Annotated in this window: 17 protein-coding genes and 1 other RNA gene; 8 read left to right on the forward strand and 10 right to left on the reverse strand. The window is 65.5% G+C overall.

Annotated features, from left to right (window positions below):
- Positions 1-74: 74 nt before the first annotated feature.
- Entirely contained in the window at positions 75-1,142 is a 1,068-nt protein-coding gene (locus LRP30_RS02225) for an acyltransferase family protein (protein WP_249759201.1), read from the reverse strand.
- A gap of 194 nt (positions 1,143-1,336) precedes the next feature.
- Between LRP30_RS02225 and LRP30_RS02230 the strand changes: the two genes are divergently transcribed.
- The 4 genes from LRP30_RS02230 (at position 1,337) to LRP30_RS02245 (ending at position 7,633) form a co-directional block, all read left to right on the forward strand.
- Positions 1,337-2,653 (forward strand): UDP-glucose/GDP-mannose dehydrogenase family protein, encoded by a 1,317-nt coding sequence (locus LRP30_RS02230; protein ID WP_249759202.1) that lies wholly within the window; start codon positions 1,337-1,339, stop codon positions 2,651-2,653.
- 141 nt (positions 2,654-2,794) lie between these two features.
- On the forward strand, positions 2,795-5,269 hold the full coding sequence (hrpB, locus tag LRP30_RS02235) for an ATP-dependent helicase HrpB (RefSeq protein WP_249759203.1): 2,475 nt from the start codon (positions 2,795-2,797) through the stop codon (positions 5,267-5,269).
- A gap of 159 nt (positions 5,270-5,428) precedes the next feature.
- Positions 5,429-5,941: a TIGR02281 family clan AA aspartic protease gene (locus LRP30_RS02240; protein WP_249759204.1), complete on the forward strand. Its 513-nt coding sequence runs from the start codon at positions 5,429-5,431 to the stop codon at positions 5,939-5,941.
- Positions 5,942-6,133: 192 nt separating this feature from the next.
- Positions 6,134-7,633 (forward strand): phosphomannomutase/phosphoglucomutase, encoded by a 1,500-nt coding sequence (locus tag LRP30_RS02245; protein ID WP_249759205.1) that lies wholly within the window; start codon positions 6,134-6,136, stop codon positions 7,631-7,633.
- Positions 7,634-7,770: 137 nt separating this feature from the next.
- Here the strand turns inward: LRP30_RS02245 and LRP30_RS02250 are convergent, their stop codons facing one another.
- The 9 genes from LRP30_RS02250 to LRP30_RS02290 form a co-directional block, all read right to left on the reverse strand.
- Positions 7,771-8,280, reverse strand: coding sequence for an Lrp/AsnC family transcriptional regulator (locus LRP30_RS02250; RefSeq protein ID WP_008542650.1), 510 nt, complete (start codon positions 8,278-8,280; stop codon positions 7,771-7,773).
- Between the two features lie 67 nt (positions 8,281-8,347).
- Positions 8,348-9,301: a PfkB family carbohydrate kinase gene (locus LRP30_RS02255; RefSeq protein ID WP_249759206.1), complete on the reverse strand. Its 954-nt coding sequence runs from the start codon at positions 9,299-9,301 to the stop codon at positions 8,348-8,350.
- A gap of 13 nt (positions 9,302-9,314) precedes the next feature.
- Positions 9,315-10,259: an NAD(+) diphosphatase gene (gene nudC, locus LRP30_RS02260; RefSeq protein ID WP_249759207.1), complete on the reverse strand. Its 945-nt coding sequence runs from the start codon at positions 10,257-10,259 to the stop codon at positions 9,315-9,317.
- A 10-nt stretch (positions 10,260-10,269) separates the two neighbouring features.
- Positions 10,270-10,689 (reverse strand): HIT family protein, encoded by a 420-nt coding sequence (locus tag LRP30_RS02265; RefSeq protein WP_128955956.1) that lies wholly within the window; start codon positions 10,687-10,689, stop codon positions 10,270-10,272.
- Positions 10,690-10,930: 241 nt separating this feature from the next.
- Positions 10,931-12,058: a muconate cycloisomerase family protein gene (locus tag LRP30_RS02270; RefSeq protein ID WP_249759208.1), complete on the reverse strand. Its 1,128-nt coding sequence runs from the start codon at positions 12,056-12,058 to the stop codon at positions 10,931-10,933.
- Positions 12,055-12,810 carry an SDR family oxidoreductase gene (locus tag LRP30_RS02275; RefSeq protein WP_249759209.1) on the reverse strand — a complete coding sequence of 252 codons (756 nt, stop codon included), beginning with the start codon at positions 12,808-12,810 and terminating at the stop codon, positions 12,055-12,057. The genes LRP30_RS02270 and LRP30_RS02275 overlap by 4 nt, the downstream gene beginning before the upstream one ends.
- Positions 12,810-13,616 (reverse strand): amino acid ABC transporter ATP-binding protein, encoded by an 807-nt coding sequence (locus tag LRP30_RS02280; RefSeq protein WP_249759210.1) that lies wholly within the window; start codon positions 13,614-13,616, stop codon positions 12,810-12,812. The genes LRP30_RS02275 and LRP30_RS02280 overlap by 1 nt, the downstream gene beginning before the upstream one ends.
- Positions 13,613-14,275, reverse strand: a complete 663-nt coding sequence (locus tag LRP30_RS02285; RefSeq protein ID WP_091887276.1) for an amino acid ABC transporter permease — start codon at positions 14,273-14,275, stop codon at positions 13,613-13,615. The genes LRP30_RS02280 and LRP30_RS02285 overlap by 4 nt, the downstream gene beginning before the upstream one ends.
- A 186-nt stretch (positions 14,276-14,461) precedes the next feature.
- Entirely contained in the window at positions 14,462-15,316 is an 855-nt protein-coding gene (locus tag LRP30_RS02290) for a transporter substrate-binding domain-containing protein (protein ID WP_130213186.1), read from the reverse strand.
- 184 nt (positions 15,317-15,500) lie between these two features.
- Here LRP30_RS02290 and ffs point away from each other — a divergent pair.
- The 4 genes from ffs to recR all read left to right on the forward strand — a co-directional run bounded on the left by ffs (position 15,501) and on the right by recR (position 18,591).
- Positions 15,501-15,597: signal recognition particle sRNA small type (gene ffs / locus LRP30_RS02295), an RNA gene on the forward strand.
- Positions 15,598-15,691: 94 nt separating this feature from the next.
- Positions 15,692-17,533: a DNA polymerase III subunit gamma/tau gene (locus tag LRP30_RS02300; protein WP_249759211.1), complete on the forward strand. Its 1,842-nt coding sequence runs from the start codon at positions 15,692-15,694 to the stop codon at positions 17,531-17,533.
- 133 nt (positions 17,534-17,666) lie between these two features.
- Entirely contained in the window at positions 17,667-17,987 is a 321-nt protein-coding gene (locus LRP30_RS02305; RefSeq protein ID WP_122406015.1) for a YbaB/EbfC family nucleoid-associated protein, read from the forward strand.
- A 1-nt stretch (position 17,988) separates the two neighbouring features.
- Positions 17,989-18,591 (forward strand): recombination mediator RecR, encoded by a 603-nt coding sequence (gene recR / locus LRP30_RS02310; RefSeq protein ID WP_091887285.1) that lies wholly within the window; start codon positions 17,989-17,991, stop codon positions 18,589-18,591.
- Positions 18,592-18,609 lie beyond the last annotated feature (18 nt).

Raw genomic sequence — 18,609 nt, forward strand, 5'->3', positions numbered from 1 at the left:
GCCTATCGGTCGATGACGACTGTCTCTGGGATACTGGGTCGCCCGGTCAAGCCGGGCGACGACAGCGATCTCGGTCACTCCGCCGCCTGCAACACCGCCCCCGCCTTCTTCGGCGCGATCCAGAACGCGTCCGGCCGCTCGAACAGGAAGCTGGCGTTGAGCCGCAGCGCGACCTGCCAGATCGCGAGCGCTCCGAGCACGCCGAGAACCGTGACGACCAGCGACACCGTGCCGATATCGGCGATGACGCCCGTGCGTAGCAGCAGCGTCCGCGTCGCCGCCATCGGCAGGAAGAAGGCGAGGTAGATCACGATCGAATGCTCGCCGCAGAAGCGGAGGAAATTCAGCCATTGCGCGCGCGCGAGCAGCGTGCCCATCGTGATGATGGCGCAGGCACCGGCGAAGCCCAGCGCGAGCGAGACGATCTTCCATTCGCTGGCGCCGAATGTGACCAGTCCGGCATTGACCAATACCCAGGTCGCGAGCGCTGCAAGCGCAAAGGCCGGATGCTTCCGTGCGCGATCCGACAGGGCGAACACGTAAGGCGCGAACAGATAGCCTGAATAGAAATAAACGAAACGCGCGCAGAACTCGTCGATGACGGTCCAGCCGGTCGTGACGCGCGCCGTCTCCAGCGCGGCGGCGACGAGCCAGATCGCGAGCGGCGGGATTTTGCGTGTCAGTTTTGTGACGACGAAGAAGATCGGCAGCAGATAGATGAACCACAGCGTGCCGAACGGCTCGATGAAGGATTCGAGGTACAACAGGCCAACGTCGCGCCAGCTCGTTTCCGCCGCGAAGGCCGGCGCCTTGAAGCCGAATTGGATTGTCACCCAGACGACATAGAAATAGGCGAAATGCACCACCTTGCGGTCGAGATAGGTTCGCCAGTCCCGGTCGATCACCAGGGACAGGAACAGGCCCGAAATCAGGAAGAAATCCGGCATCCGGAATGGCTTTGCGAAGGCCACGGCGACATGCATGAAGCCGGTCTGTCCGGCGGCGAGTTCGACCCCGAGGACCGAATGCATCATCACGACCATGACGATGCAGATGCCCTTGGCGTAGTCGACCCAGTCGACACGCACGGCAGAAGGGGCCTTGGAACGCCCGCCCGCAGCGATTGTGCCTGATCGTGCCATGATGTCCCTTCTTGAGGCGTGTTCCGCCAGTCCCTGTCCGTCAGCGGGGCAGTGTGGCGCCTTGCGGTTTCAGACTTCTTTACCGGTTCAATTTCCGTACCGCTTTTTTGTATGCGCCACTGTTCCCTCCCCTCAGGAAAATGCTAAACCGCCTCACGTCGGGGTTTCTTAACCAATCTAAAACAGGGATTTTCATGCGCATCGCGATGATCGGCACGGGCTATGTGGGACTGGTGTCCGGGGCCTGCTTTGCGGATTTCGGTCACGACGTCACCTGCGTCGACAAGGACGAGAAGAAGATCGCTGGCCTTCATCGCGGCGAAATCCCGATCTACGAGCCCGGGCTGGACGAACTGGTCGCGAACAATGTGAAAGCCAAGCGGCTGGACTTCACCACCGACCTGTCCAAGCCGGTCGCGGAGGCCGATGCCGTCTTCATCGCGGTCGGCACGCCCTCGCGCCGCGGCGATGGTCACGCTGACCTCTCCTATGTCTACGCGGCCGCCCGTGAGATCGCGCAATCGCTCACCGGCTTCACCGTCGTGGTGACGAAGTCGACCGTGCCGGTCGGCACCGGCGACGAGGTCGAGCGCATCATCCGCGAGACCAATCCGTCGGCCGACGTCGTCGTCGCCTCCAACCCCGAATTCCTGCGCGAAGGCGCCGCGATCCGCGACTTCAAATTCCCCGACCGCATCGTGGTCGGCACCTCCGACGAGCGCGGCCGCAAGGTGATGGGCGACATCTATCGTCCGTTGTCGCTGAACCAGGCGCCGCTGATGTTCACGGCGCGCCGCACCGCCGAGATGATCAAGTACGCCGCCAACGCGTTCCTGGCGACCAAGATTACCTTCATCAACGAGATCGCCGATCTCTCGGAAAAAGCCGGCGCCAACGTCCAGGAAGTCGCGCGGGGCATTGGCCTCGACAACCGCATCGGCACCAAATTCCTGCACGCGGGTCCCGGCTTCGGCGGCTCGTGCTTCCCGAAGGACACCAAGGCGCTGATCAAGATCGCGCAGGACTACGACGTCTCCTTGCGCATCGTCGAATCCGTGCTCGCCGTCAACGAGAACCGCAAGCGCGCGATGGCGCGCAAAGTGAGCCAGGCGCTCGGCGGCTCGCTGCGCGGCAAGATCATCGCGGTGCTCGGCCTCACCTTCAAGCCCGATACCGACGACATGCGCGATGCGCCGTCGATCCCGCTGGTGACCGGCCTGATCGACATGGGCGCAAATGTGAAGGCGTTCGATCCCGTCGGCATGGAGCAGGCCAGGAGCGAGCTGCCCAACATCACCTATTGCGAGGATGCCTATACCTGCGCGCAAGGTGCCGACGCGCTCGTCATCGTCACCGAATGGGTGCAGTTCCGTGCGCTCGATCTCGACCGGCTGAAGGCGACCATGGCAAAGCCCGTCGTCGTCGACCTCCGCAACATCTACCGCCCCGAGGACATGGAAGCCGCCGGCTTCGTCTACGAGAGCATCGGCCGCCCGTCGGTGCAGGGCTGATAGCTACACATGATTGTCAGACCCCGCGAAGGCGGGGTATCCAGTAGCCCGTGACCTTCGTAATAACCGGGATCCGAGTTACTGGATCGCCGGCCCCAGTGCGCAATTGCGCACAGGGCAGACGATGACGGACCGAGACTTTTGCCCCGCAGCTTCGACACGCCCCTTCCGATCGATGCCGTGCTCGACGATTTGTCGCGCACGCTGGAGGCGCACAACGCGGCCGTGCTGGTGGCGCCGCCGGGTGCGGGCAAGACCACGCGGGTGCCGCTGGCGCTGCTGGATGCGCCCTGGGCCAAGGGTAAGAAGATCATCGTGCTGGAGCCGCGCCGCATCGCGGCGCGCGCCAGTGCCGATCGCATGGCAAAATCGCTCGGCGAGCATACTGGCGAGACCGTCGGCTATCGCGTCCGCTTCGGCTCCAAGATCTCGCGCGCGACGCGCATCGAAGTGGTGACCGAAGGCATTTTTACCCGCCAGATCCTCGACGATCCCGAACTCTCCGGCATCGCCGCCGTTCTGTTCGACGAATTCCACGAGCGCTCGCTCGATGCCGACATGGGCCTGGCGCTGGCGCGCGACGCGCAAACCGGCCTGCGCGAGGATCTCCGCATCCTCGTGATGTCGGCCACGCTCGATGGCGCGCGCGTGGCAAGATTGCTCGGCGAGGCGCCCGTCGTCGAGAGCGAGGGCCGCGCCTATCTGGTCGAGACGCGTTATCTCGGCCGCAAGACAGACGCGCCGGTGGAGCGGCAGATGGCCGACGCCATCGCATCCGCGCTGCGCGCCGAGAGCGGCTCGGTGCTGGCGTTCCTCCCCGGCGCCGCCGAGATCCGCCGTACCGAGAACTTCCTGGGCGAACGCGTGCAGGACGCTTCCATCGAGATCGTGCCGCTGTTCGGCGCGCTCGATGCCGCCGTGCAGGACCGCGCCATCGCGCCAGCGCCCAAGGGCACACGCAAGGTGGTGCTGGCAACATCGATCGCCGAGACCTCGCTCACCATCGAAGGCGTGCGTATCGTCGTCGATTCCGGTCTTGCCCGCGTGCCGCGCTACGAGCCCGACATCGGGCTGACCCGGCTCGAGACCGTGCGCGCCTCGCGCGCGGCGGTGGACCAGCGCCGCGGCCGCGCCGGCCGCATCGAGCCTGGTGTCTGCTATAGGCTCTGGGACGAGCCACAGACGGCTTCGCTCGCGCCTTACACCCAGCCGGAAATCCTCAGCGCCGATCTGTCGTCGCTGGTGCTCGATCTTGCGCAATGGGGCGTCGCCGAGCCCACTGCGCTGTCGTTCCTCGATCCGCCGCCGCAGCCGGCCTGGAAGGAAGCCAAGAGCCTGCTTGCCGAGCTCAACGCCCTCGATGGCGACGGCCGCATCACCGCGGAGGGCAAGAGCCTGCGCGCGCTGGCGCTGCCGCCGCGGCTGGCGCGCATGATCGTGGATTCGCATCGTGCAGGCAGCGGCGAGGCTGCGGCCGAGATCGCGGCGATCATCACCGAGCGTGGGCTCGGCGGCGACAGCGTCGATCTCGAACACAGGCGCGACCAGTTCCGCCGTGATCGCTCGCCGCGCGCGGCGAGCGCGCGTGATCTGGCGCGGCGCTGGGCCTTGCAGGTGGCTGCCTCGGAGACGGCGGGGCAGCAGGAGGATCTCTCCACCGGCCTGATGCTCGCCTATGCCTTTCCGGACCGTGTCGCGCGCAACCGCGGCAATGGCAGCTTCGTGCTGGCCAATGGCCGCGGTGCGTCCGTCGAGCAGACCTCCTCGCTCGCCCGCGCGCCCTACATCGCGATCGGCGAAATGACGGGAACGGCGGCGAGCGGACGCATCCTGCTCGCTGCGCAAATCACGCAGGACGAGATCGAGCGGCATTTCGCCGAGCATATCGAGAGTGCCGACGAGATCTCGTTCGATCGAGGCGCGATGGCGTTGCGGGCGCGGCGCAAGCGCGCGCTGCATGCGATCACGCTCGCCGAGGCGACACTTGCCGTGTCGCCCTCGGAGGATACGGCGCGCATCTTCGCGGATGGCCTGATCGCCGCGGGCCTTGACCGGCTGCCCTGGTCGAAGGCCGCCAAGCAATGGCGCGACCGGGTGATGTTCCTGCGCAAGGCCGAAGGCGACAGCTGGCCCGATCTCTCCGACAACGGACTGATCGCGCGCCGCGACGACTGGCTGGTCCCCGCGCTCTACGACAAGATCGCGCTCAAGGACATCTCCGCCGGCGATCTCTCCGATGCGCTGATGGCGCTGCTGCCCTGGGAGATGCGTGCGCGCCTCGACCGCGAGGCGCCGACGCATTTCGAGGCGCCGACCGGAAGCATGCTCGCGATCGACTACGAAGCCGAGCAGGGGCCGACTATCGCGGTGCGGCTGCAGGAGTTGTTCGGCCTCAACACCCATCCCTCGATCGCCGCCGGCAAGGTGCCGCTGGTGCTGGAATTGCTGTCGCCGGCCCAGCGCCCGGTGCAGGTGACGCGCGATCTGCCCGGCTTTTGGCGCGGCAGCTACAGCGCGGTACGCTCCGATCTGCGCGGCCGCTATCCGCGCCATCCCTGGCCCGACGATCCCGCCAGCGCGCTGCCGACCAGGCGAGCGAAGCCGCGGGGGACGTAAGAGGTCCCCTCCCCCTGCCGCAGGCGGGCAGAGGTTCAAGCGACCGCATTAACCATCTGCTCATCCTTTTCGTCAAAATGACACGCGCCCCGGCGTGCCTTCGCTCGCGGACGGGCGCGCCGCGTGGTGAAATCGAGCTTTCGGCTCGGAAGTGGTGTGATGCGTAACATAGTGATCTTCGCGGCCGTCATGATCGGCCTCGGCACCTTCATGGCCCAGATGGCGGACAAGATGAGCTCCGCCTCCGCCACCTCGGTGCCGCGCACGACGGTGGCAGTCGCCTCCACCGCGCCCGCCGGCGGCCGCAGCCTGGCCATTTCCCGCGACGGTCGCGGTCATTTCCAGGCTGAGGGCCGGATCGAGGGCCAGCGTATCGGCTTCATGGTCGATACCGGCGCCTCTGTGGTTGCGCTGAACGAGACCTCGGCCGCACGCTTTGGCCTGCGTCCCTCGCGCAGCGAGTACAACGCCACCGTCTCGACCGCCAACGGCACCATCAAGGCCGCGCGCACCCGCATCGCCATGTTAGAGGTCGGCGGCCTTATCGTGCGTGACGTCGATGCCATGGTGCTGCCGGACGCAGCGCTGTCGGAGAACCTGCTCGGCCTCTCCTTCCTGTCCCGCCTCAAGCGCTTCGAATACGCCAACGGCCAGATGGTGCTCGAGCAGTAGGCGCAGTCCGCGCGATCACGCGGCCGTCCATTTCAAGAAAATCTCTTTGCTTTCACCGCCCTCGCGGTAACGTTTCTTCGTTACCAAACTGCCGCAATTATCGGCCACAAGCCTTCATTCCCGCCTTCCGCTGCGGCCCGGCATTCGCTAAGGCTGCAGCAAATCCTGCCCCCTTTTCACGAGACCGTCTCAATGTTCCCGAAGCCGAAATCCGTATTGTTGCCCAACACCTATGCCTTCGAATCCGAGCCGATGGTGAAGCCGACGGGCTTTCGCGAGTACGACGCGCGCTGGTTGTTTCAGAAGGAAATCAACCTGATGGGTGTGCAGGCGCTCGGCATGGGGCTGGGCGCGTTGATCGCCGAGCTCGGCGTCAAGCAGGAGATCGTCACCGGCCACGATTTCCGCGGCTATTCGGCCTCGATCAAATACGCGCTGATCTCCGGCCTGATGGCGGCAGGTTGCAAGGTGCACGACATCGGGCTTGCGGTGACGCCGATGGCCTATTTCGCGCAGTTCGATCTCGACGTGCGCTGCGTCGCCATGGTGACAGCCTCGCACAACGACAATGGCTGGACCGGCGTGAAGATGGGCGCCAATCGCCCGCTGACCTTCGGTCCCGACGAGATGACGCGGCTGAAAGAGATCGTGCTCAATGCCGAGTTCAAGAACAAGGCCGGCGGCTCCTATCAATTCCACGAGAATTATCCGGCGCGCTATATCGCTGACCTCACCTCTCGTCCGAAGCTGACGCGCAAGCTGAAGGTCGTCGCAGCCTGCGGCAATGGCACCGCCGGCGCGTTCGCGCCGCAGGTGCTGGAGGCGATCGGCTGCGAGGTGATCCCGCTCGACACCGAGCTCGATCACACCTTCCCGAAATACAATCCGAACCCTGAGGACATGGAGATGCTGCACGCGATCCGCGACGCGGTGCTGCATCACAAGGCCGATGTCGGCCTCGGCTTCGACGGCGACGGCGACCGCTGCGGCGTCGTAGACAACACCGGCGAGGAGATCTTTGCCGACAAGGTCGGCGTGATGCTGGCGCGCGACATGTCGGCGATCCACAAGGAGGCGCAGTTCGTCGTCGACGTGAAGTCGACCGGCCTGTTCGTCACCGATCCCGTGCTGCAGAAGCAGGGCGCGAAGGTCGCCTATTGGAAGACCGGTCATTCCTACATGAAGCGTCGCACCAACGAGATGGGCGCGCTGGCGGGCTTCGAGAAGTCGGGCCACTTCTTCTTCAACAAGCCGTTCGGCCGCGGCTATGACGACGGCCTGGTCTCGGCGATCGCGATCTGCGACATGCTCGACCGCGCGCCGGGCAAGTCGATGGCGGACCTGAAGAACGCGCTGCCGAAGACCTGGTCGTCGCCGACCATGTCGCCGCATTGTGCCGACGAGGTCAAATACGGCGTCATCGACAAGGTGGTGAAGCACTTCGAAGGCTTGCAGGCGAAGGGCGCCAAGATCGGCGGCCAGTCGATCCGCGATCTCGTCACCGTCAACGGCGTGCGCGTCACGGTCGAGGACGGCAGCTGGGGCCTGATGCGCGCCTCCTCCAACAAGCCCGAGCTCGTCGTCGTGGTCGAGAGCCCGGTCTCCGAGCAGCGCATGCACGACATGTTCGAGATGGTGAACAGCGTGCTGCGCACCCATCCCGAAGTCGGCGAGTACAATCAGAAGATTTGAGGCGTAGCTGCAAGTCGCCACACGCACCGCTGTCATGCCCCGCGCAGGCGGGGCATCCAGTACGCCGCAGCTTCTCGATTCGATCGCAGGATCGCCCGGTCAAGCCGGGCGATGACAGCCGTCGTGTGGTGAAAGCCCTAAGCCGCCACCACCGCCGGGATCGGCAGCGCGGTGACCGACTTGATCTTCTCCATCGCGAAGCGCGAGGTGACGTTCTTCAGCGGCACGGCGCTGATCAGCTTCTTGTAGAACACGTCATAGGCCTGCATGTCCGCCACCACGACGCGCAGCATGTAGTCGACGTCGCCGGCCATGCGATAGAACTCCATCACCTCCGGCATGGCGCTGACGGCTTCGGCGAACCGCTTCAGCCAGGCGTCGGAATGGTCGGAGCTCTCCACCGAGACGAACACGGAGATGCCGAGCCCGATCTTGTTCTGGTCGACGAGGGCGACGCGCTTGATGATCACGCCGTCGGCCTCCAGCCGCTGGATGCGCTTCCAGCAGGGGGTCGAGGACAGGCCGACGCGATCACCGATCTCGGCGACAGAGAGGGAGGCATCCTCCTGGAGGACCATCAGGATCTTGCGGTCGATGGCATCGAGGCGGCGGCTGGTCTCGGGGATCTGGACGGCAAGGTCGGTCATTTGAAGAACTTTGTTCCATTTGAGGGGCAGATTTCCCTGATATAGAGAAAATCATTCTATAGCAAGTCTATAATGTTGGCGGCCGGCCGGGCATCGCCGCCGGCTGCTCGCTCAAAAACTCTTCAACTTCAACGCGTTGTGGGGCGGCTAGGCCACCACCATGACGGCCACATTTCAGCGCTGCGGCGGCCGCGGCGAATCGCAGCGCCTGCCGCGCCCCCTTGCCCTCGGCGAGGCGAAGCGCGAAGGCGCCATGGAAGACGTCGCCGGCGCCGAGCGTATCGACCGCCTGAATCGGGAAGGCTGGCGTCTGCTCCAACTCGCCCGCCTCGTTCAGCCAGATCGTGCCGAGGGGGCCGCGGGTGGCGGCGAGGAAGGCCGGCGTCAACCCGGCCAGGCGCTTCAAGGCCTCGCCGTCGTCGGCGATGCCGGCGGTCTCCTGCGCCTGTTCGCTGGCGAACAGCAGATGCGAGGCTGTCGTGAGCAGGCCGTCCTGCAACGACATCGCGCGGTCGACGCCGACGATGACGCGAACGCCGCGCCGGCGCGCCTCAGTGCAGAGCGAGGTCGCGAACGAAGCGCAGCGGCTTTCGACGAGGACCGCGCGGCAATCGGCGAGCAATTCGTCCGCGTCCGCCAGCTTCACGCTCCACAAGGCGGGATCACGATAGATCGTGAGGGTCCGCTCGCCGGAGGGCTCGATCATGATCGCCGAGACCGGCGTGGCCAGGCCCGGCATGCGCACGATGTGCGTGGTTTCGATGCCCTCCTGCGCCATCCGTTCGAGGATGAAGCCGCTCGACGTCTCGCCGGCATCGCCCATCGGTCCGGCGAACGAGACCCGGCCGCCGAGACGGGCGATGGCGATCGCGGCATTGAGCGCGTTGCCGCCGCAGATCTCCGCAAGATGGCTCGCGTTGGCCTTGCTGCCGCGTTCGGGCACGGCCTCGACGCGAAAGGTGAGGTCGCGCACGGGAATGCCGATGCAGAGGATGCGCGGCGCTAGTCCCGTTGCGGTCATCGGCGCTCTCAGCTCAAGCGCCGCTCTTATCGTGCACCCAGCGGCCAAGCAGATGATGGGCGATCGCGAACGGATGCGGGCCCGCGAGCCCGTCCGGATGCGTCCGCGTCAACATCAGCGCAGCCTCCTCGCGCGTGAACCAGCGCGCGTCTTCCAGCTCCATGCGATCGACGACGATGTCCTCGTTCAGCGCCCGCGCGCTGCAGCCGATCATCAGCGACGACGGATAGGGCCAGGGCTGGGTCATGTAATACTGCACGTCGGTGCAGCGGATCCCGGACTCCTCCAGGATTTCGCGGTGCACCGCGTCCTCGATGGTCTCGGCTGCCTCGACGAAGCCGGCGAGGCACGAATACATGCCGGGCGGAAACTGCTTCTGGCGGCCGAGCAGGCATTTGTCGCCGGAGGCGACCAGCATGATCACGACGGGATCGGTGCGCGGAAAATGCTCGGCCTTGCAGGCGGGACAGTCGCGCTTCCAGCCGCCTTCCTTCATGCTGGTGCGTGCGCCACAATTGGCGCAATAGCCGTGGCGCTGATGCCAGCCCACCATCGACTTTGCCATCGCGATCGCCGACAACTCCTGTGGCGGCAGCGCGCCCTGCATCGCCATGCCGCGCAGCTCGGTCACGGTGTAGTCGTCGCGGCCGACCAGCTTCTCGGCCGCCGCCTGCGACATTCCCATGCCGAACATCGCCGCGCCATCGCGCAGCCCCAAGAAGACCGTGCCGGGATTGGCGCCGCATTTCAGCGCCTCGTCGATTCCCAGCAGCGCCCGAACCTTGTCGCCCTCGCGCTTCACCAGGAGCGAGTCGCGATAGACGACATAGGCGCGCGATGACGGCTTCTGCTCCATCGCGAACAGCTTTTCGTCGTCGCGGCGCAGATGCGCGGCGCGGTCGAGGACGTTGGTGACGAAGGCCGGCTGTCCCAGCGGAAACGCGTCGAATGCTGACATTATGATTCTTTCAACCCAACCAGATCTTGCGGCGGAGCGCGCTGATGAAATTCTGCACTTCAGTGGCGTCGTGCGCCAGCGGCGGCATCACGCCCCACACCGGCCGCGGCCAGGCCGCGTCACTGGTCCGGCGCGCGATGACGTGAACGTGAAGCTGCGGCACGAGGTTGCCGAGCGCGGCGATGTTGAGCTTGTCGCATTTGGTGATCTCCTTCAGCGCGCGCGAGACGCGGGAGATCTCGGTCATCAGCTGCGCCTGCTGCACCTCGTCGAGATCGATGATTTCGACCGCGTCGGGCTGCCGCGGCACCAGCAGCAGCCAGGGATAATGCGCGTCCTTGATGACCAGCACCTTCGACAGCGGCAAATCGCCGATGTCGATAGTGTCCTCTTTCAGGCGGGAGTGCAGCGACCAGGCGGGTTCGGGCATGTGTCTTTCCGGATAGCCGGGGGGCGGGCGAGTTGGGGCCGACCATACGATACGCGGTTAGCGAGGGGAAGGATCGGGCTCCGCAGGGGCCGCATGCACCGTCGTCGTCCTGGACAAGCGAAGCGCAGATCCAGGACCCATTACCCCAGGAAGTAGTTTGGCGAAGATTTGTGGTGACCAGCTCGGACCACAACTGCTCCCTGGGGTAATGGGTCCTGGCTTTCGCCAGGACGACAGCGAGTTACGCCTCCGCCAGCACGCGCGCATTGGCGCGGATCGACGCCTCGCTCACACGAATGCCGAGGCCGGGGCCGTCGGGCACCACGACATAGCCGGCGCGGTTGACGACGCGTTCTTCCAGCACGTCCTCGGTCAGCACGTGATGCGGCATGTAGAACTCGCAGCCGAGCGAGATGCCCGGCGTCGCCGCGATCAGCTGCGTGCCGGCGGCGAGCCCAATGCCGCCCTCCCACAGCGTGCCGCCATAGCCGGGCAGGCCGGCGATGTCGGCGATCGCCATGATCGCCTGCGCCTCGAACAGGCCGCCGGCCTTCATCAGCTTGATCGAGACGGCATCGGCTGCTTCGCGGCGCACCACCTCCATCATGTCGCGGCGATCGAAACAGCTTTCGTCGGCGAGCACGGGCGTTTCCAGCGCCGCGGTGAGCTGTGCCATCACGTCGAGAAACTTGCGCGGCACCGGCTGCTCGATGAAGGTTGGCGCAAACTCTTCGACATCGCGCAAAATCTTGATGGCGCCGAACGGCGCCAGGGCCTGGTTGTAGTCGACGCGCAAATCGACCTTGTCGCCGAATTCTTTGCGGATCGCCGCGAGGTGGTCGAGGTCCTCGCGATGCGGCTTCACGCCGGTCTTGACCTTGTAGATGACATTGCCGTCCGGCACCATGTTTCGCATGCGTTCGAGATCGGCGGAGAAATCCGGATCGGCGATCGAGAAGGAGAGGGGAATCGTGTCGCGCACCCGGCCGCCGAGGAGGTCGGCGACCGACAAGCCGGACGACTTGCCGACGATGTCGAGCAGCGCCATCTCGATGGCGACCTTGGCCTCGGCATGTCCGACCAGCGCACGGTCGAGCTCTGCCATCAGCGCGCGGATACGGCGCACCGGCTTGCCGAGCACGATCGGCCTTAAGTAAATGTCGAGCGCTGAGAACGCCGCTTCCGGCGTTCCCGTGAACACCTCCCACGGCGCTGCCTCGCCCCAGCCGATCACGCCGTCGCTCGCGGTGAGCTCGATCAGCACGCGCTTCACCGTGCCCTTGACGTTGCCGACGCCCTGGAGGCGGGCCATCTTGATCGGGCTCTCGATCAGGAACAGCCTGAGACGTTCGATGGTCGCTTCGGTCATGTCAGGCCTCCATTGACGTGCCAGACCTGGCCGGTGACGTAGGACGCTTTCGGGGATGCCAGGAAGGCGATGATCTCGGCGACCTCCTCCGGCCGCCCGCGGCGGCGCATCGGGATCAGCGCCTCGGTCGCAGCGATCTGCTCGGGCGACAGCCGGCTCTCGCTCGGCTTGTCCTTGACGATGAGGCCCGGCGCAACCGCATTGACGGTGATGCCGTCGCTCGCGAGCTCGACCGCGGTCAGCCGCACCAGCGCTTCCAGTGCGGAGCGGCTCGCGGCGGTCGCGGCGAACGGCGCGAATTCGGGCCGGATCGCGTGCGCGACGAAGGACGATACCGCGACGATCCGCGCATCGCGCCCAGCACGGAGTTGCGGAAGCGCAAGCTTCACGAAACGCGTGAAGGCGAGAGCGGATTCGTCCATCGCCTGCATGAATTGATCGGCCGGCGTGCCGATCGCGCTGCCGCGGCGGGCGTGGCCTCCAATCAGGATCAATCCGTCAAGCCGGCCGAAATCGAGATGCGCAGTCGCGCATGCCAGCGTCAGGGCGACTTCATTGGCGAGATCGCCGAGGCATGTTGCAACGGCCGCACCGCGGGCTTGCGCCTCCGCCGCGGTAACCTTGAGTCCGTCCTCGTTCGATCGCGTGTGCAGCACGAGCCCGATGCCGGGCGCTGCGAGCAGCTTTGCGGTGGCGCGGCCGATGCCGCTGGCAGCGCCAGTGACGAGATACACGCGTTCAATATCGGACATCACGATGCCGTTGTGGCCGGCGGCAAGGCGCCGGTGCGGTGGAAATGGCTGAGGAAGGCGCGCGTCGCGGCCTCCTGCGGATTGTCGATCACCTGTCGCGCCGGCCCCTCCTCGACCACGATTCCGTCGCGCATGAACATGACACGCTCGGCGACCTCGCGGGCAAACGCGATCTCGTGGGTCACGATTACCATCGTCATGCCCTCGGACGCCAGTCGCTGCATCACGCTCAAGACCTCGCCGACCAATTCAGGGTCGAGCGCCGAGGTCGCCTCGTCGAACAGCATCACATCAGGCTCCATCGCGAGCGCGCGCGCGATCGCAACGCGCTGCTTCTGGCCGCCGGAGAGTCTCGCCGGATATTGATCGGCCTTCTCGGCCAGGCCCACCTTGGCGAGCTGCGCGCGCGCGAGCGTCTCCGCGTCCGCCCTGGCCATGCGTCGCACCGTGACCGGCCCCTCCATCACGTTCTGGAGCGTCGTCATGTGCGGGAACAGATTAAAGTGCTGGAACACCATGCCGGTGGTGGCGCGGAACCTTGCCAGCGTCTTCACGTCGGGCAGCTTCGAACCGTCGCCAAATGAAAAGCGCGTGTCGCCGACGCGGACGCTGCCGCCGTCGGGCACGACCAGGAGATTGATGCAGCGGAGCAGCGTCGATTTGCCCGAGCCGGACGGGCCGATCAGCGCGACCACGCCGCCCTTGGCGACGTCAAGATTGATGTTCTTCAGGACCTCGTTGCTGCCAAAGCTCTTGCGCAGGCCGCGGATTTCGATTTTTGAGGTGTTATTGGACGTCTCGCTCATTCACTCACCGCCAATCGCTTCTCGCCGCGCCGGACGATGATGGTGAGCGGAATCAGGATCGCCGCATAGGCGACCGCGACGGCGGTGTAGGTCTCCAGCGGCCGGTAGCTGTCATGGGCGGCGACCTGGCTCTGATAGACGAGGTCGGGCACCGCCAGCACCGAGACCAGCGAGGTGTTCTTGAACTGGATGATGGACTGGTTCATCAGCGCCGGGATCATGCGCTTGATCGCCTGCGGCAGCACGATGCGGCGCATGGTCTGGATCGGCGTCATGCCGAGCGCGGCGCCGGCTTCGGACTGGCCGCTGTCGATCGAGACGATGCCGCCGCGGATGATCTCGGAATAGAACGAGCCGCCATAGAGCGAGAGCGCCAGCGCCGAGGCGGTGATCGGCGTCATCTCGACGCCGGCGAGGATCGGCAGCGCGTAATAGAACCAGATCAGCTGCACCAGGATCGGCGTGCAGCGGAACGCCTCGATGAAGGCGAGCGCAGCAAGGCGCAGCGCCCTGAAGCGCGACAGGCTGCCGAACGCACCAAGCAGGCCGAACAGCAGCCCGCAGACGACGATGACCACGGTGAAGCCGACAGTGACGCCGAGCCCGTTGAGAAAGAGCCAGCGATAGCCCCAGAGGATGCCGAAGTCCCACTGATACATGCGTGCTTTCTTGCTTCACCTCTCCCGCTTGCGGGAGAGGTCGTGCCGCATCGAAGATGCGGCACGGGTGAGGGTTCTTTCCTCTGGGGGAGTCTTGCCAGCTGAGCCACCCTCTCCCCAACCCTCTCCCGCAAGCGGGAGAGGGGGCGCAGCGAGATTGCCGATGCAGCGGCGCCCAATCATACGCTACAGCGACACGCCCGGCGGAATGTCCGCCTCGGTCACGCCCACCAGCTCCATGTTGGTGATGATCGCGTTGCGGATGAAGCCGAGGCCCTTGTTGAAATCGATCCAGGTGTTGACGTAGTCGCGCCAGGTCTTGTCGGTCTCACGGCGGAAACCGGCATTGGACGTGGTGGCGAAGATCGGCGTCGGCAGCACGAGCTGGCCGAGCGAGGGATTCTTCTTCAGCACGGTCAGCGACAGCATGGTGATCAGGCACTGCGCGTCGACGCGGCCGGTCTGGAGTGCGGCGGTGGCATCGTCCGCGGTCTTCAGCCGCGTGATCTGCGCCTTCGGCGTCAGGCGGCTGACGACCTGGTCGTGCGAGGAGCCCTGGTCGACCGCGATCTTGATGTCGGGCGAGTTCAGCTCGGCCCAGCTCTTCGGCTTGAAGTCCTTCTTGCAGAGGATGGCGAAGGCGTTGTTGAAAACCGGCACCGAGAAGTCCACGACCAGCGCGCGTTTCGGGGTCGGGTTGAGGCCGAAGAAGATGTCGATCTTGTTGGCCTGCAGATCGAGCACCGAATTGCCCCAGGTGGTTTCGGTGATCTCGAGCTCGGCCTCCATGTCGTCGGCGAGCCCCTTGGCGATGTCGATGTAAAAACCCTTCCATTGGCCGGATGCGAGATCCTTCATGTAGTAGGGCGCACCGCCGCCGACCGCGCCGATCCGCATCTTCTTGGTCCGGCGGATGCGGGCGAAGGTCGATTCGTTCGGATCGGCCGCCTGCGCCACGGCCGGGGAGGCCAGCGCCCCTGCAGCCGCCGCACCAATGGCGCCAAGTCCGACAATCGATGCAACATCACGACGTGTAACCATTGGGATCAATCGCTTTTCTGGTTGGATGGAGTTCCGCCAAGCGTTCTTAGCAAGGTGGTCCCAGCAGCGAAAGCACAGCCTATCGGCTGGGCAGATCTGGAATTGCCCGGATGCTGGGCAAACTCAACCGGTTCAAGCCGATACCCGCTTGCTTTCCGCTCCCTTTGGCCCCAAATAGGGACCGGGAGATTGGCGGTGGACGAGCCACTCGCCAACCGGGTCAGGTCCGGAAGGAAGCAGCCCTAACGAGGTCTGGATCGGGTCGCTCGTCAGTCTCCTACCTGTTTTTCGAGCGAATTGCGCCGGCGGGGCCTCCCGCTGGCGCGCTCCTTTCCGCAAAAGCCGGCCGAGAGAGATTTCATTGCGGATCGACCGATGACCGACGCTGGCGCCCCTCCCAATCCCGACAGCGCCAGCCAGGCTGGCTTCGCACTCGGCGCCGAGCCGGGCACGCCCTACCGGGTGCTGGCGCGCAAGTATCGTCCTTCCTCTTTCGATGATCTGATCGGCCAGGAGGCCGTGGTCCGCACCGTCTCCAACGCGTTCGAGACAGGGCGCATTCCGCAGGCCTGGATCCTCACCGGCGTCCGCGGCGTCGGCAAGACCACCACTGCGCGTATTCTGGCCCGTGCGCTCAACTATGAGATGCCGGATGGTTCGGTGAAGGGCCCGACCATCCACATGCCGACGTTAGGGGTACACTGCCAGGCGATCATGGAAAGCCGGCACATGGACGTGCTGGAGATGGACGCGGCGTCGCATACCGGCGTCGACGACGTCCGCCAGATCAATGACAGCGTGCGTTATGCCCCCGCCAGCGCCCGCTACAAGGTCTACATCATCGACGAAGTCCACATGCTGTCGACGGCGGCGTTCAACGCCTTCCTGAAGACGCTGGAGGAGCCGCCGGAGCACGCCAAGTTCGTGTTCGCCACGACGGAGATTCGTAAGGTTCCAGTCACGGTGCTGTCGCGCTGCCAGCGCTTTGACCTGCGCCGGGTCGAGGCCGACGTGCTGATGAAGCACCTCGCCAACATCGCGACGAAGGAAAGCGTCGAGATCGAGCCGGAGGCGCTCGGCATCATCGCGCGCGCCGCCGAAGGCTCGGTGCGCGATTCGCTGTCGCTGCTCGACCAGGCGATCGCGCATGCCGCGGGGCAGGTGAAGGCCGATGCCGTCAGGCAGATGCTGGGCCTCGCTGATCGCACCCGTGTCATCGATCTCTTCGATTCGCTGACGCGCGGCGACATCGCGGCCGCCTTTAAGGAGTTCCGCGACCAGTACGACGTCGGCGCCGATCCCATCGTCGTGCTCTCGGACCTCGCCGAATTCGTCAATTTCGTCACCCGCGTGAAGATAGTGCCGGCAACCGCCGACAACGTCGCCTATGGCGAGACCGAGCGGGTCCGCGCGCGGGACTTCGCGTCCAAGATTTCCATGCGCGTGCTGTCGCGGATGTGGCAGATGCTGCTCAAGGGCATCACCGAGGTGCAGGCCGCGACGCGTCCCGCCGCGGCCGCCGAAATGGTGCTGGTGCGCATTGCCTATGTCGCCGACCTGCCGACGCCGGACGAAGCGATCCGGATGCTGCAGCAGAACGGCGGCGGCTCGCCGATCGTGAGCGGCGCCAGCGCCGCGCGCAGCGCGCCTTCGGCGCCGGTTGCTTCCACGGCCCCGGTTCGCATGCCGACCTCCTCGCCGTCATCATTCGGCGGTGGCGCTGCCCGGCCGCAGATGGCGGCGCCGGCGCCCGATCCGCAAGGCGCAGCGCCGGTGCTGCGCGTCACCAGTTTCACCCAGCTCGTCGCGCTGGCGGGGCAGAAGCGCGACCTCCTCACCAAGGGCGCGCTCGAAGGCGACATGCGCCTCGTCCGCTTCGAGGAAGGTAGGCTGGAGGTCGCGCTCGAGCCTAACGCCTCCAAGACCATGATCTCCGAGCTCGCGAAGAAGTTCGAGCTGTGGACCGGTCGCCGCTGGACCGTGATCGTCTCCAACGAGCAGGGCCAGCCGACGCTGCGCTCGGTGAACCAGGCCGCGAAGCAGGAGCATGCGCGCACCGCCGAGGCCGACCCGCGCGTGCAGGAGGTGCTGTCGCGTTTCCCCGGTGCGAAGGTCGTCGAGGTCCGCAGGCTTGCCCCCGAGACGCCGGAAACCAATATTAACTCGGACTATGGCAGTGACGATCCGCTAGAGGGTTCCGACGGCGACGATCTCTAGCGCATGATCCGGACCCGAAGGGCCGCGTAGCGAAAAGTGCGAAGCGGTTTTCCGATAAGATCATGCGCAAACAATATGCTAAGGTACGATGATGATTCATAGCGCCTTAGCCTCTTTCAAGGACACGCGAGCTATGGCTGATTTTCTCGGCATGATGAAGCAGGCGGCGCAGCTGCAATCCAAGATGCAGGAGATGCAGGACCAGCTCGCCAACGTCGAGGTTGAAGGCATCTCCGGCGGCGGCCTCGTCGCCGTGCGCATGACCGCGAAGATGGACGTCAAGGGTATCAAGATCGATCCCTCGCTGATGAAGGCGGAAGAGCGCGAGGTGCTGGAAGACCTGCTCGTCACCGCCTTCGGTGATGCCCGCCGCAAGGCGGAGGCTGCGATGCAGGAGAAGATGCAGGCCCTCACCGGCGGGCTCGGCCTGCCGCCGGGGCTGTTCGGTCAGTAAGATGGGCGCCGTTGCAGGTCCTGAAATCGAGCGGCTGGTCCAGCTGCTCGCGCGGCTGCCGGGCCTCGGTCCGCGCTCGGCGCGACGCGCGGCGCTGCATCTGATCAAGAAGCGCGAGGCGCTGATGATGCCGTTGTCGTCGGCATTGCAGGTCGCGCTCGACAAGGTCGAGGTGTGCAAGACCTGCGGCAACATCGACACGCAAAATCCCTGCACCGTCTGCACCGATCCGAAGCGCGATCCCTCCATCATCGTCGTCGTCGCCGACGTCGCCGACCTCTGGGCGCTGGAGCGGGCCAATGCCACCCAGGGGCGCTATCACGTGCTCGGCGCGACATTGTCGCCGCTCGACGGCGTCGGCCCGCAGGACCTCACCATCGACGCGCTGGTGGCGCGCGCGCATGATTCGCAGGTGCAGGAGATCATCCTGGCGCTGAATGCGACGGTGGACGGCCAGACCACGGCGCATTACATCACCGACCTGCTTCAGGACGCCAATGTGAAGGTGACGCGGCTCGCCCATGGTGTTCCTGTCGGCGGCGAGCTTGATTATCTCGATGAAGGTACGCTATCGGCTGCGATGCGGCAGCGCACCCTGTTCTAGCCATCCAGACTTTACGGA

Origin of the sequence: Bradyrhizobium sp. C-145 (assembly GCF_023375135.1) — a bacterium.
Taxonomy (GTDB): Bacteria; Pseudomonadota; Alphaproteobacteria; order Rhizobiales; family Xanthobacteraceae; genus Bradyrhizobium; species Bradyrhizobium zhanjiangense.